A 13,778-nucleotide genomic window follows, 5' to 3' on the forward strand; every position below is an offset into this window, starting at 1 on the left:
TGAGCCAATGACTGAGATTATTGGCATTTGTCACAGAAGCTTTTTTGCAATAATTCTTAAAATATTATCGACATTCCGGTATATAAAAAAATGGTTCCCCGGCATCACTTTAAAATCCACAGGCTCGCTTGTTTCCTTTTGCCACGTGTCGATGTCCGCTTTTTCCATGTCCTCACCATCCCCTGTAATTACGGTTATCGGGATATCTAAGGGGGTACCGGGCACATGTATGTAATTTTCGCTGGCTTTAAAATCAGCTCGTAAAATAGGCTCAAAGAAATATAGTAATTCATCATTTTCTAAAATTTCGTCGGGCATTCCCCCAAAGCTTTTTATCTCCGCGATGAATTCTTCTGTCCCCATCAGGGATCGTTTTTTTTGCAGCCTGCCTGGAGCCGACGGACCTGTGGTTCCGGTAATGAATAAATGCAGTGGTGCTTTATGGTTGTTCTCCAGAACTTTTTTTGTAAGGAGGTAGGCCAGCAGGCCCCCCATGCTGTGCCCGTAAAAAGCGTAGTCATTTTTATCTAGCATAGCACTGCACTGTGCATACAGATCATCTACAAGATCTTCAATATTCGAAATTAACGGTTCTTTGATTCTTGATCCTCTTCCGGGGAATTCAAGGGCTTCAAATTCTAATAAAGGAATTTTTTTTTCTGTATATGCCCGGTAAGAGTATTTACTTCCTCCTGCAAATGGCAAACAGATAATAACTAAATTTCGAGCCATTTATCTCCTGTAATCTTATCGTCGAATTCCCGTGTACATAGCTAAGTTCTTATCATGCTTAGCCGATGTGATGATCAATTAATTTTTATAAGGGGTGCAAAATTACTAATTACTCTTCAATTAAATAAGCACAGGTTATTACTTCCTTCTCATATAAGAGATATTCTATCGTAAGGTTTAAAAACATCTGCTCCAGGCTGCTATCCTGCGACACAAAAGTCAGCTTTATTCCACTCTCTGCGAGAGAAATTTCCACGTCTTTAAAATCTAAGTAAGTCTTGGTCAGCGGAAACTGTAGCTTGTAAAAACATTCTTTCACGCTGAAGATTAAAGTACTGTATAAGTCAATTTGCTCGCTATCGAAACGCTTAAGGAAGGTCTGCTCCCGGGGGGTAAATACAAGGCCCCATATATCTTCCTGAACTTTCCCCAATGTTTCTATGTCTAAACCAAGAGATTTAACTTTATCACTTCGAGCCACAATTGCACCCGCAAGGTTATCCGAGTGGCTGATCGACCCGACAATATCATCTGGCCAGAGAGGCTCTTTACCGGGCCCTATCAAAATATCCGGCCCGTTTACGCCAACAGACAAAAGAGCTTTTCGGGCACAAAACCTGCCTGTACTAAAAGCGAGCGACCTTTTCTTTGCCCAGCCTCTTGTCAAACTAAGCTCGGGCTTTGTTAATACATCGGTATCAACAAAGCTGGTCGAGAAATAAGAATTAAAGGGGTAGGCATGAAATAATTCCATAATATTTTAAATGCGCATTTATCAATACTAATTGCCGGCAAAACTTGATGCAATACTGGCTGATTAAATGTTTTCAAGATAATAAGATGTGAATATAAGCGCATTACTTTTTTTAATAAACTTTATTATATTGTATAATTGCAATTGGAGGGAACGATAAACAAAATTTTATACCAAAATGGTTATAATTAAGATTATCCATTCGTAAATATTTTTATGTAATGCCGAAAACTCCCTTCAGAACCATATATTTATGAATATATGATAGGTTAGCCACATAATTGCATAGCAGGATTCTGATCCACATCTTAAATGAACATATTAATTTTTAGCACAGTTTTTTTTCCGGCAATTGGGGGTATTGAAAGCCAAACGCTATTGCTTGCTAAGGAATTTGTAAAAAAAGGCCATGCAGTAAAAGTTATTACTGAACAAAAACAGGTGGAAAAGATAACAGATCTTGAGGTTTATTGCCGCCCTGGACTTATGAAGTCTGTTGAACTTTTTTTATGGTGCAGCACTTTTTATATGCCTAACATATCCTTGAAGGGCGCCTGGCTACTGCTGTTCAACCCCTCCAAAACCTGGGTAATCTCGCATAATGATTTTTCCTCTTGTGATAAAAAGGGCCTGATTCCGGGTCTGAAAAACATTGCCAATAAATTCGCGTCAAAGAACATTGCCGTTAGTAAGAGTATAGCTCAATACCTCGGCCCTTCATCCGCTGTGGTGCATAATGGGTATGATGATTCGGTTTTCAAACTATATCCTGAGGAGGAGAGAACGTTTGATTTTGTTTTCCTCGGACGCCTGGTGTCTCAAAAAGGGTGTGAGCTGCTGATCAGGGCTTGTGCTTCGCTTAAACAACCGTTCACGTTAAACATCATCGGTTCAGGACCCGAAGAACAGTCGTTAAAAGCCTTAAGCGAGAAACTTGGCTTGAGCAATAGTATAACTTTTTCGGGCATACTTACAGGAGAAGAACTGGCTCGATGTTTAAACAGATACCGGGTGATGGTTGTGCCATCCTTACTTGGCGAAGGCTTTGGCATGGTAGTACTGGAAGGCCTGGCCTGTGGATGTAAAATCATTGCTGCAAATGCTGCGGGCTTAGCCGAAGCCGTTGGATCTCATGGCCGGAAGTTTCCGATGGGCGATCAGAAAGAACTAACAAAACTTCTTGAAGATTCATTGTTATCTAAGGAAAATCTGGCATCAGGAGATAAAAGCCTGCAAAATCATTTAAAAGAGCATTCGAAATCCGTAGTATCGGAATATTACCTGAAGTACTTTAAATAACAGGATTAATACAGAAATATGTATTCGATCGATTCATTTACCGGCGCTGATCTTCCTGAGGGCACACTTTGTCTTACCTTTGATGACGGTCCGGGAGAGCATACCTATGCTATCGGAAAATACCTGGCTGAACAAGGTATTGAAGCTACATTTTTTGTAGTAGGTAAATATGCGATTGAGCACCCTGAAATCCTTCAATCAATTAAAGACTTTGGCCATCTTATAGCAAATCACACATTTGAACATCCCGATATGCCTTATTACAGATCCGTTAACGGTGATGTTCAGGACCAGATATTACGTACAGACACGGTTATTAAAAGATATATCAGCGGCGATGTTACCTATTTCAGGAGTCCATACGGGAAGTGGTCGTCCGAAGTTGCATCAGATCTCAACTCAAATTTAATGGCAACTTTAAATCATATCGGACCAATCCGATGGGACATGGGCGGGATAGATTGCTATTACTGGCAGCTTGATCGCAGTGTTGAAGATGCGCTTGCAGAATATCATAAAGAAATAAAAGACAAGAAAAAGGGCATTGTCTTATTTCATGATGATATAGCAGACATGGACTTTGTTAAGCCAAGGAATAAAACCCTTCAATTACTTCAACTGCTGGTTCCCGCACTTAAAAGCGAGGGTTACCGCTTTGTGGGACTGGGGGAAATCGAATCCATAAAAAGAGCATCGGAGACCAGGCTGCTTATCAATCTCAAAACCAGTAAGCAGCGATATGTGTCCATACGCGCCGTTGAAGGTCAGGATATTTTTCAAAGTTCGGAAAGGAATATACTGGCGGAGTTTAGCATGAAAGTCATTTCTCATGGGAAAGTGGCGATTCAGTCTTCTTCGGGCGCTTATTTATGTGTTCAGCCGGAGGATGCAAACTTAGTGCTGGCAAACAAAAAGACGATAGAAAATGACTGCCTGTTCGACCTGATTCCTCTGAACCGAAACCGGTTTATGCTGAGAGCCGGAAGCGGAAACTATCTGAACTTTGACCGGGAAGGACGGCTCGCAGCCTGTGCGGCGTATATGCGGAAAAGCGAAATTTTCACCTATCTTCCAATAAATCTTCCTTCGCAAAATTCCCTATCCCTGGCGGAGCAATTCAGTCTGCTGAAAAAGCGCGCTTTGTTCATTAAATCAAAATTACTACAGGCATGATGGAAAAGACTCTTCCTGCCGACATGCAGGTTCTGCGGGGCCAGACACAAAAAAATGTAAACCACAGTATTCTCACCTATTTACATAACAGGTTTCCCGGGGATGCCAGGTTAAGCCTGCTTGATTTACCCTGCGGAAACATGGAATTTCTGAACTATGTAAGAGCTTTATTTCCTTTCTCGGATTTAACAGGAGCTGATATCCTAAAACCCCGGGATCCGGAAAACATCGACTTTTGCCGGATGGATCTTACCAAAGATTTTACACTTCCGGACGGGCAAAAATTCGATATCGTTTGCTCCATAAGTGGAGTGATGATGTTCAGCAATACATTAAGCTTTATAAAAAATTGTTCGGAACGAATAAAAGACGGCGGTACTTTTATTCTCACAAACGACAATAATGCGACCATAAAGGACCGTCTCGCTTATTTGTTCTTAGGCAGATACAGGATCTTCAACCTGGTGTTTGAAGATGATCAGCCCATGACCGAAAATTTGCCGATTAATGAACTGGTAAGGCTGATGCGAAATCATGGAATCAGGATAGATGATATTCAATACACGTCCTTTTATTTAAAAGATGCACTTTTTTTGCCATTCGCCCTTATGGCTTATATCACGCAATGGCTCTACCTGAAAAGGTTAAACACCCGTTTACCGAAAAGCTTAATCAAAAAGATGTATCCCTTCAGACATCTGCTCTGCAGGCACTATATTATCAGGGGAAGCAAAGACACATCTGCTTTTGCATAGAAGAAAATATTGATAGAATATTCAAACGTTTAATAAAGGTATGAATACCATTAAAGTGGCTCCGATAAATGATCAGGACATAGTCCGGCCCTTATGGTCGGTGATTATACCAACTTTTAATTGTTCACAATATCTGAAGGAAACCATTGAAAGTGTTTTAATGCAGGACCCAGGTGTTGAAAACATGGAAATTTGGGTAGTGGATGATTGTTCACAAGAAAACCCAAAGCACATCGTAGATGACCTGGGAAAGGGAAGGATCAACTTTTACAGGCAGGAACGCAACGTTGGTCAATTGAACAACTTTAATACCTGTTTAAATCTCGCGAAAGGAAAAATCATTCATCTGCTGCATGGTGACGATTTTGTCCATGCAGGCTTTTACGAAAGCCTTAAAACGATAGTTTCGAATAACAATATCGGTGCCGGATTTACAGGCCATTACAAAGTTAATCAAACAGGCGCCGTATTGAACTCCTCGCAGGCCTTAGCCACATCTCCGGGTGTTATAGAAGACTTTCTGGCCCTTATTTTGAAAAAACAGGTAATCGAAACACCTTCTATAGTAGTTAAACGCGAAGTTTACGAAAAACTTGGAGCCTTCAACAAAGATTTGAGCTGGGTTGAAGACTGGGAGATGTGGGTCAGAATTGCGTGTAAATTTAAATTCTATTATGAGCCTGCACATCTGGCCTCTTACAGAGTTCACGACAGCTCGAATACTGCAGACAGTATTATTACCGGCAGATTTATTGAAGACGCGGCAAAAGCAATTAAAGTGATTTCCGTTTATCTAAACTTCCCGGAAAATAAAAAGAAACAATTAATCAATTCCTCAAAAGAGTATTATTTAAACTATGCCATCCATCAGGGAATTTACAGAAAATCCTGGCGGATTCTTTCCAGATGCACTCTTCTTGTCTATAACTTCAGTTCAGCACTTAAACTGTTAAAATATTTTACCATTCTGTTGAAGGTCCGGGTAAAGAATTTTTTACCGTCCCAAAAGAAAAAACGGATTAGCGAATTTCATCAATAATTTCCATTGATTTGCTCTTCACAATGGTATTTGGAGCCAATGATTTATAAATTACATTGTTAGCCCCAATAACACAGCCATCTCCGATGCAAACATTTGGCAAAATGATACAATTACTTCCCACCCACACATTATTTCCGATTTCTACTTTGCCGGTGGTGTAGCCCTGTTGGGTAAAAGGTCTGTTTCTTTCTTTGTATTTGTGATTGTGGTCATAAATTTTCACTCCCTCGCCGAACCATGAATTATCTCCAATAATGATCTCCTCATGACAAGTAAGGGTTGAATGATTATTGAATGAAACATTGTTACCGATTATCAACTGCCCGACAATGTTAAAGTTGCAAAATTTTAATATTGCGACATCAGATCCTGCTATTATAGTTGCATTTTCATCCATGAAATTAATTCTTGAAAATTCGCCCACAAATAAGCTCTGTACATCCAGGCAACCTGCCGAATTATTAAAAAAACTTATATTAGCCGTGGCGCTAAGCTGCACAGAATAGGCGTTTTTAATATTATCAGGGTTTAACCAAAAAGTATAACGGGTATGGAGTTTGTCCCGATAAAAAGAAAGCTTCTTCTTAGGATAAAAATAGAAGACCTTAAAAAGAAGAAAATTAAACCGTTGTATTAAGGCATTTCTCTGAGACTTAAAATTCCAAATAAATGATGCCGAGCCATCCCGTAATCGTGCCAAAATAGGGGAGGAAGGAAGATTGAGCTTTTCATACCGATACTTCACGTCTTGTGCCCAGTCTAATTTACCCAGTTTTTTAAAATAGCTTATATACCAGTCAATTAAATTCTTGAATCTTTTAATTTCCTTCTCGCCCAAAAGTGTCGGATCATAATTCTTAAAGCGAATAAGAGAAGATAAATAATTCTGCTGCCCAAGGTTCGCTGAAAAATTGTTATCATGTACGCTATACACAAAGAGGCGGTCCTCCATACCAAAAAAATTAGCGCCTGCGGTGCACAGCCTCAAACAATAATCATGATCTTCAACACCAGGCACCGCTTCATCTTGTAAACCTATTTTGGAAACCCACTCGCTTTTAATAATTAAGGATAATACAGGTATACAGTTACCAAAAAGCAGTTCTTTGTATAATTGACTCCCTGTAAAAAAGCCGTGCACAATCTCGTAATGATAGTAATGCCTGATTTTTTTATCAGAAAATTGGGTATATCCGTCTGAAAAAATTACATCTGCTTCCGGCTTTTTTAAAATGCATTCATATTGAAGTTCTAATTTATTGTGGAGCCACAGATCATCAGAATCAATAAAAGCTATCCATTGTCCTATAGCGGTCTTAATTCCAGTATTACGGGCTGCCGGTTGTTTCCTGTTTTCTTGTTGTAACAGTTTAATTCTCGAATCAAGCCGGCAGAAATCTTCAACAACTTTTACAGAACTATCCGTTGATCCATCATCAATAACTATGAGTTCCCAGGATTCAAAGGACTGTTGCAACACAGATTGAATGCTTCTGGAAATAAGATCTTCCCGGTTAAAAACTGGTAGTATTATGGAGAAGAAAGGGATATTTGTAGTACTTTGCATGTTATTCCGGGTATAATATAAGGCATACTAATAATTTTAATAATTAATTTCCATTATGTAGGTGACAATGATACTTTATAGGTGAATAATTCATTCTTCAATTTATCTAGATATCATCGATATCCAAAAACAATGAAACAGTCTTAGCGCGAAATTTTACTTACTATTTCCGCATAACGTTTATTCTTAAGAACGACCAGCTTTAAGAACCTTGTTTTTCAATCTTCGCATCAAATTCCTTAGGCTCGTTTCCCGAAGACTGTCCTGGTTATGGGCAGATTCATAAATCTGTTGGTAATGGCATGGAATAGTGCTAAAGTATTCCTGATTATTCCGAATAAGTTTTGACTGATAGAGATCTATAAGTTGCCTGATATGCGGAAGTTCATCTATATTATGCCGGTTTTGTTGTGATGAGAGAATATAGGGATTATGAAACTTGTAATGGCTGAAATGAAAAAACTTAAGTTTCGAGTAATTATTCACGTAATACTTCTCATCAATTTTGTTTAATTCTCGTTCGTAAAGGTTCCAATTAGCCATATTATATCCCAAATGCTTTAAGATATATACGCCATCGAAAAAAATGGGCGCATAATTCACCCAGATCTGATCGGTAAACATTCCGTTTTGAACATCAATAAAACAATATTTCATCAAGCGGTCGTGCCACCAATCAAGAAATTTTTGCGACTCCGGACATTGTTTTACGGCAAGAAATCCTAAATTATAGAGCCCGTATAAGGAAAAATGGACTTCCGAAGGAATCTTACCGTCGTCGATAGGCGAACAAAAATGCGGAGTGACGATGATGTTACAGTTCTTCTCTTCAAATAGTTCTTCTATTTCGGAAAAACGATCGAAAATCATCAAATCCGGATCCAGATAAAATATATGCGTATGTTGATACTGCTTAAAAAGAAAACTAAATATAGCTGGCTTTACAGCCGTGTTCAATTCAACAATACTGTATTTTACCGCAAGCTCATCGATGTTCCCAACGATGTCTTTTATAGCTGTTATTTTTACACCCTTTATAAAATCGTAATCGATCTCAGAAATACATTCATCTACCAGAAAAATGTAAAATTCATAACCTGCATTACTGGCAAGAAATGTTTCAGCGGCAACTCTGGCCTTTGCTAAATAGTTATTGGAACAAATTGTAAAAGCAGCAGGCATATGGCTAACTAGATTTATTTATCTTTTTTTAAGGATTACCTGAAACAAAAAATGTTTAATTGCAAATCATAAAGCACGTCTTTCTCCCTTATAAAGGGATGAGTAAAGTTAATTGCAGCTTCTTTAATATAATATCGAAGACCGCTGTTAGTTATTACCCGTAGTATTTCATCTAAGTATTGTGGATGTCCGGGCGAGCTGTGGTATTCAATAAACATCTTATCTACACGATGCAGCTCATCCTCGCAATCCATTAACACCTTATGTTCGGCTCCTTCGATGTCTATTTTTAAGAAATCAACAAAAGCGTATTCTTTTAGCACATCCCTTAGTCGTACAGATTCTACTTCTTTTTCCTGAATCTTATGGACGCCGAAATAGGTATTGTAGTTTCCTATCCAGCTTCCAGGAGGAGCTTCTGAAAAATCTATAGAGTTTGAATTTATTCCCAGATCGCTTACAGAACCACCAACGGATCCTTCACTTGAAAACACCAGACTGCCATTCGAGTTCCATACGGCTTTGTGATGCAGAGTGACGGACTCGAACCCGAAAGTTTCTATATTTTTCCTGGCCATTTCAAAGATCTCCTGATCGGCTTCAAACGCAGCTATAACGGCCTGTGGATGGTTTAATTTAAAATAAATAACGCTGAGGCCCCAATTTGCCCCGCAATCAATAATAATTGGCCGGGGATTAGTCGTTTTGAACTTGTACACCTCATGCACAAATATTTCTTCTATACTTTGCAAAAACCAATAAGCTGAACTGATTATGAATGGCCGGTTAAAAAATATGGTTTGCATTTTTGAAACCTCCCAGTGCCCGAACAGTTTAAGCCTGACAAACTCTTTTCGAGACAACCCCAATGCCTTTCCGTTCTTCTTATAAAATCGATTTTCTGTTCCTGTTTTAAAAATATTTCCGAGCAGGCTTGAAAATGAAAGCCCGTTTTTCTTATCGTTAGGACCCATTACTATACCTCCAGTCTACTTTTCCAAAAATGCTGCCATAATCGTAATCGCCGTGAATCAGCAGTGGCGAGCCATTGTCTACAACTTTAAAATTACATACATCCTCAGCGACATCAATCTGTTCGGTCCGCGGCTTGTGAATGAACGTATGAATGCTATATGATCCCCTGACCAGGAACTGTGCTTCGATCACCAATTGCACCGTTTTTGAACGGATAATCTGCGATTCGGCAGAGAATATCCGAGTTTTATTACTGTCCAGCACCATGAAGAAAATGGAATAGTCATGCTTATGTTTCTGTACGTTGAACGAAAGTTCAAAGTTGAAATAGATTTCTTCATCATGGAAAAAATGATCTTTTAACCTCCCGGAAGAATCCGCAGGAGAGATCCTTGTAAACCAGATGTCTTTGTCACTCTCGAGAGGGCCTTTAAATTCCGGGTTTGAACTTTCAAATTGTTCCAGGTAGGATCGCACAACATCGTCGGTTTTATCATATAGTGCCAACTTACCCCGATCGAGTAGTATGGAAGACTTACAAAGTTGTTTCACAGCGCCTAAATTATGACTTACGAAAAGAATGGTCCGGCCCTCACTCTTGCTCACATCATTCATCTTGCCCACGCATTTTTTTTGAAACTCAGTATCTCCCACGGCCAGCACCTCATCTATAATGATTATTTCAGATTCTAAATGAGCCGCTACCGCAAAGGCCAGGCGCACGTACATACCTGAAGAATATCGTTTAACGGGAGTATTTATGTATCGCTCAACACCAGAAAAGTCAATGATCTCATCCAGCTTCCGTTTGATTTCCTTCTTCCGCATCCCCAATATTGCCCCATTTAGAAAGATATTCTCAAGCCCGCTTAATTCGGGATGAAAACCGGTACCAACTTCCAGCAGGCTGGCAATCCTACCTCTGCTTTTAAAGGATCCTGTTGTAGGGGCCGTAACTAGACTCAGAATTTTCAAAAGGGTACTTTTACCCGCACCATTTCTGCCGATTATACCAACAGCAGAGCCCTGTTCAATATCAAAGTTGATATCCCGGAGTGACCATACATATTCACTGCTTCCTTTTTTCGATCTGTCATTTTCCTCTCCTATCTTGATATAGGGATCCTCCTTACCACGCGCTTTATGCCAGAACCTGTTTATATCATGAGCAATGGAGCCGGTACCCGTTAAGCCCAGCCGGTATTGTTTTGATAGCCCTTCGACTTTGATTGCTATTGCCATACTCAATTTAATCAATTATTGGTACTATAATTTTATACCGTATCAATAAATGTTTTTTCAACTTTATTAAACATAATAAGTCCTATCACAAAAGCAATTACAGTAAAGACAATGCTGTAACAAATACTATTGAAGCTCACTGTTCCCTGATTAAGCAAAATAAGCCGAAAAGACTCCATGATGGATGTGAGAGGATTGATATCAATGATCCATTTATAACCTTCTCCCTTAAGATAAGACAAAGGATATACTACAGGAGTAGCATACATAAGCAACTGGATAGCGAAGGTTAAAAGCACCCCAAAGTCCCTGTATTTTGTGGTGATCGACGAAATGACTATCCCTAGGCCTAGCGACAAAGCTGCCATCTCAAACAGCAACAGAGGTAAAAAGAAAAGGCGTAAATCAATTTGGATTGGATAACCGTTAAAATGATAGTAAATCATAACGACAACCAGTAATAGAAACTGTACACCAAATTTTATAAGGTTTGAAATCACCAGTGAAACAGGGAGAACCAATCGCGGAAAGTATACTTTACCGAAAATATACGCATTGCTTACGAAGGTATTTGAAATAGTGACCATACAATTGGAAAAATAGTTCCACATGGTAATTCCCGCCATATAAAATACAACTGGCGCGATACCGTCTGTGGGTATTTTAGCGATCTTATGAAACAACAATACAAATATCACCGTGGTAAGTGCAGGCTGCACAAATTGCCAGGCAGGCCCCAGAATTGTCTGCTTATATTGGGAAACGAAATCCCGCCACACAAACAACATAATCAAATCCCGATAATTCCAGACATCCTTCAGATGAAGGTCGAAAATATTATTCTTGGCCGTTACTTCGTGATCCCATATCTCTTCCTCAACAAGCTTCATTTTTGATGTTATTTTTTCTTTTGCTAACTTATTGTAAAATTTTAAATAAAAAATAAAGGTGAGTTGTAACTATTTAGAAGCCCAATCACAAGACATTCTTTTCATATAGTTTGAATGCAGAATTCTTTATTTTCTTTTCGATCTGTTTATATCGCAGAATATGCATCAGATAGAATCTTATGATCCAAAAAACATTACCCAAACTTCTGCTCATTTGCCACGCTCCCCTGATCTGGGTGAAAGCTGCTTTCTTGTTAAAAAGCAGCAGACCGTTAGCAATCCTGATGCAAAACAGGGCGTAATAGTCCAAAGCTATTCGTTTGTACAGAGCTTTCTGTTTTTGAGGCAAGTGCTCCTGGATAATGTTAATAACCCTGGTCATATCGATTATATTTTGCCCGGTCAGAAAAGAATTATGGCTGATTCCTATTCCATGAGCTACCCGGTAAGACGCCATATATTGAGGCGAATATGCCACGGGATACTTAGAAGCGATTCGTGTCCACATCTCCCAGTCTTCGCCAAAATGCACTGCATAAAAGCTGCCTAATTTCTCATAAACGCTTCTTTTTACTGTAATGGCGGGCGGTTGAACAAGCTGCCGATGTGCTATTTTATACAAGAAATCCTTTATGATCCCGGCATCTTCCTGAATCTTTCGGTTCACAATATCAACTTGTTTTCCTAAATGATCTATGTAGGTAAAATTTGTAAAGGCCGCGCCTGCCTCCGGGTTGGAAATAAAGAGGTCCTCTATAGTTTGGTAATAACAGGGGGCAACCCGGTCATCACCATGCAGGATATGTACATATTTTCCCTTTGCCCGATTAATGCAGGTTTCGAAATTTCTCAAACTTCCCCGGTTTCGTTCCTGCCGGTAATAGCCTACCCGGCCCTTCCCTACTTCATGAACGAGAGCCTCGACGTCTCCATCGGTACTGAAATCATCAATAACCTCTATCTGCATATTATCGATTCCCCGGTCCTGGATCAGGACACTTTCGATGGCCTCTTTAATATACGGAAAACAATTGTAGACCGGAATCATTACTGACCATAGCGGACGTGCCGAACCCTCTGGAACCGGTAAAATAACAGGAGGAGTCTCAGGAATACGATCATTCATAGTAGATAATGTAAAGATATAATTTTCAAAGAAAAGATATCAAATACTTTATACAAGCACCCGATGCCGAAGAGATTATACAAATACACTCCTTTTTCCGAAAATAAGAATAAGATTGGAGATTGGCAATCTACATTACATCAAGCATGATATATCATCAATAATTACTGTTTTCCTGAAGACACAAAAAAGAGCAATAAATGACTAAACAGGATTGACAGAAACGATGAACTGACCCTCGTCATTAAATAATTTACCGGACACTGTAGTTTTGCTACTTGCCGAAAACTGGGCCGTAATACGCTTTTCCTTAATAAGCTTGCCGGCATTATCATAAGCCCTGATGATGACCGTCTTGGTTCCAAGCCCTAATACATGAGCATTTAAACGTCCGGAGATGGGGTCGAATCTCGATATTTTGTCAACAGCTCCGCCTCTGCTGTCGGTGTTAAGATTAAAAGTACTTGCATCATTTTCTACAGTAAGTTGGAGCGACGAAACAGACCCCGGAACTTCATCTTCAAGAACAAGCTCCAGATCTGAAACTATTTTTTCAAGAACCACGGTTTGGTTGATATCTCTTTTGCTCACCGTGAAATATACTTTTTTATAATATATCTCCGAAAGCGGATTGTTCGGAAGGGCCACCGAGAACCTGGTATCAAAAAAAGCAGAGCTGAATGGAGTCTCCAAATCCATCGTACCTCCAACAGCGAACTTATAAAATTGATGACTGCTGGCTAAAAATATGGCCACATAATTCCCGGCAGGTAAGTCGATCTTCTGGCTTGTATTTGAGTTCTTACTGAGCAAAAGGCCTCCATTATCTAAATCATATATTCTGGTTGACAACTCCATTTGATTTGGCGATACATGAGATATAGATCCATACGTCACACCGAACCCCGCAGATATCTGCGGATTAAAGCTGATGGTAAATTTGCCGTCGGTCGGCTTCATTAGAGAATCATCGCTGTCCTGCTTTTTACAAGCACAGAAGATAAGTAATAGAAACAGAGGTAAAAATTGAATTTTCATAGA

The 13,778-nt window shown here is 39.4% G+C and carries 13 protein-coding genes; 4 read left to right on the forward strand and 9 right to left on the reverse strand.

Annotation, left to right across the window (positions count from 1 at the left end; all coding sequences use genetic code 11):
- Positions 1–30: 30 nt before the first annotated feature.
- Together WG906_RS15935 and WG906_RS15940 are read right to left on the reverse strand one after the other, a co-directional pair.
- The gene (locus tag WG906_RS15935) at positions 31–732 is read right to left on the reverse strand and encodes a thioesterase II family protein (RefSeq protein WP_339993836.1); all 702 of its coding nucleotides are present in this window, start codon (positions 730–732) and stop codon (positions 31–33) included.
- Between the two features lie 109 nt (positions 733–841).
- The gene (locus tag WG906_RS15940; protein ID WP_339993837.1) at positions 842–1,486 is read right to left on the reverse strand and encodes a 4'-phosphopantetheinyl transferase family protein; all 645 of its coding nucleotides are present in this window, start codon (positions 1,484–1,486) and stop codon (positions 842–844) included.
- Between the two features lie 312 nt (positions 1,487–1,798).
- Here WG906_RS15940 and WG906_RS15945 point away from each other — a divergent pair, with 312 nt between their 5' ends.
- The 4 genes from WG906_RS15945 to WG906_RS15960 are packed head-to-tail and all read left to right on the forward strand — an operon-like array spanning position 1,799 to position 5,752.
- Positions 1,799–2,785, forward strand: a complete 987-nt coding sequence (locus WG906_RS15945; RefSeq protein ID WP_339993838.1) for a glycosyltransferase family 4 protein — start codon at positions 1,799–1,801, stop codon at positions 2,783–2,785.
- A gap of 18 nt (positions 2,786–2,803) precedes the next feature.
- Complete coding sequence (locus tag WG906_RS15950) at positions 2,804–3,958, forward strand: polysaccharide deacetylase family protein (RefSeq protein ID WP_339993839.1); 1,155 nt, start codon at positions 2,804–2,806, stop codon at positions 3,956–3,958.
- The gene (locus WG906_RS15955; RefSeq protein ID WP_339993840.1) at positions 3,955–4,713 is read left to right on the forward strand and encodes a methyltransferase domain-containing protein; all 759 of its coding nucleotides are present in this window, start codon (positions 3,955–3,957) and stop codon (positions 4,711–4,713) included. The genes WG906_RS15950 and WG906_RS15955 overlap by 4 nt, the downstream gene beginning before the upstream one ends.
- Before the next feature lie 40 nt (positions 4,714–4,753).
- Positions 4,754–5,752: a glycosyltransferase family 2 protein gene (locus WG906_RS15960; RefSeq protein WP_339993841.1), complete on the forward strand. Its 999-nt coding sequence runs from the start codon at positions 4,754–4,756 to the stop codon at positions 5,750–5,752.
- Here the strand turns inward: WG906_RS15960 and WG906_RS15965 are convergent.
- From WG906_RS15965 to WG906_RS15995, 7 genes are all read right to left on the reverse strand, one after another.
- Positions 5,733–7,322, reverse strand: coding sequence for a glycosyltransferase (locus WG906_RS15965; RefSeq protein ID WP_339993842.1), 1,590 nt, complete (start codon positions 7,320–7,322; stop codon positions 5,733–5,735). The genes WG906_RS15960 and WG906_RS15965 overlap by 20 nt on opposite strands.
- A 186-nt stretch (positions 7,323–7,508) precedes the next feature.
- Positions 7,509–8,504 carry a hypothetical protein gene (locus WG906_RS15970; protein ID WP_339993843.1) on the reverse strand — a complete coding sequence of 332 codons (996 nt, stop codon included), beginning with the start codon at positions 8,502–8,504 and terminating at the stop codon, positions 7,509–7,511.
- Positions 8,505–8,539: 35 nt separating this feature from the next.
- Entirely contained in the window at positions 8,540–9,478 is a 939-nt protein-coding gene (locus WG906_RS15975) for an FkbM family methyltransferase (RefSeq protein ID WP_339993844.1), read from the reverse strand.
- Positions 9,468–10,721, reverse strand: a complete 1,254-nt coding sequence (locus WG906_RS15980; protein WP_339993845.1) for an ABC transporter ATP-binding protein — start codon at positions 10,719–10,721, stop codon at positions 9,468–9,470. The genes WG906_RS15975 and WG906_RS15980 overlap by 11 nt, the downstream gene beginning before the upstream one ends.
- A 32-nt stretch (positions 10,722–10,753) precedes the next feature.
- A complete protein-coding gene (locus WG906_RS15985) occupies positions 10,754–11,611 on the reverse strand; it encodes an ABC transporter permease (RefSeq protein ID WP_339993846.1) in 858 nt (285 codons plus the stop codon).
- Between the two features lie 85 nt (positions 11,612–11,696).
- Positions 11,697–12,737 (reverse strand): glycosyltransferase family 2 protein, encoded by a 1,041-nt coding sequence (locus tag WG906_RS15990; RefSeq protein ID WP_339993847.1) that lies wholly within the window; start codon positions 12,735–12,737, stop codon positions 11,697–11,699.
- 204 nt (positions 12,738–12,941) lie between these two features.
- Positions 12,942–13,775: a FimB/Mfa2 family fimbrial subunit gene (locus tag WG906_RS15995; protein ID WP_339993848.1), complete on the reverse strand. Its 834-nt coding sequence runs from the start codon at positions 13,773–13,775 to the stop codon at positions 12,942–12,944.
- Positions 13,776–13,778 lie beyond the last annotated feature (3 nt).

It is taken from the genome of Pedobacter superstes, assembly GCF_037622515.1.
GTDB lineage: Bacteria > Bacteroidota > Bacteroidia > Sphingobacteriales > Sphingobacteriaceae > Paradesertivirga > Paradesertivirga superstes.

What these genes read in the sequence shown, in the direction of transcription:
- WG906_RS15935 (WP_339993836.1), bottom strand. Translation starts at nt 732, where the DNA reads ATGGCTCGAAATTTAGTTATTATCTGTTTGCCATTTGCAGGAGGAAGT.
- WG906_RS15940 (WP_339993837.1), bottom strand. Translation starts at nt 1,486, where the DNA reads ATGGAATTATTTCATGCCTACCCCTTTAATTCTTATTTCTCGACCAGC.
- WG906_RS15945 (WP_339993838.1), top strand. Translation starts at nt 1,799, where the DNA reads ATGAACATATTAATTTTTAGCACAGTTTTTTTTCCGGCAATTGGGGGT.
- WG906_RS15950 (WP_339993839.1), top strand. Translation starts at nt 2,804, where the DNA reads ATGTATTCGATCGATTCATTTACCGGCGCTGATCTTCCTGAGGGCACA.
- WG906_RS15955 (WP_339993840.1), top strand. Translation starts at nt 3,955, where the DNA reads ATGATGGAAAAGACTCTTCCTGCCGACATGCAGGTTCTGCGGGGCCAG.
- WG906_RS15960 (WP_339993841.1), top strand. Translation starts at nt 4,754, where the DNA reads ATGAATACCATTAAAGTGGCTCCGATAAATGATCAGGACATAGTCCGG.
- WG906_RS15965 (WP_339993842.1), bottom strand. Translation starts at nt 7,322, where the DNA reads ATGCAAAGTACTACAAATATCCCTTTCTTCTCCATAATACTACCAGTT.
- WG906_RS15970 (WP_339993843.1), bottom strand. Translation starts at nt 8,504, where the DNA reads ATGCCTGCTGCTTTTACAATTTGTTCCAATAACTATTTAGCAAAGGCC.
- WG906_RS15975 (WP_339993844.1), bottom strand. Translation starts at nt 9,478, where the DNA reads ATGGGTCCTAACGATAAGAAAAACGGGCTTTCATTTTCAAGCCTGCTC.
- WG906_RS15980 (WP_339993845.1), bottom strand. Translation starts at nt 10,721, where the DNA reads ATGGCAATAGCAATCAAAGTCGAAGGGCTATCAAAACAATACCGGCTG.
- WG906_RS15985 (WP_339993846.1), bottom strand. Translation starts at nt 11,611, where the DNA reads ATGAAGCTTGTTGAGGAAGAGATATGGGATCACGAAGTAACGGCCAAG.
- WG906_RS15990 (WP_339993847.1), bottom strand. Translation starts at nt 12,737, where the DNA reads ATGAATGATCGTATTCCTGAGACTCCTCCTGTTATTTTACCGGTTCCA.
- WG906_RS15995 (WP_339993848.1), bottom strand. Translation starts at nt 13,775, where the DNA reads ATGAAAATTCAATTTTTACCTCTGTTTCTATTACTTATCTTCTGTGCT.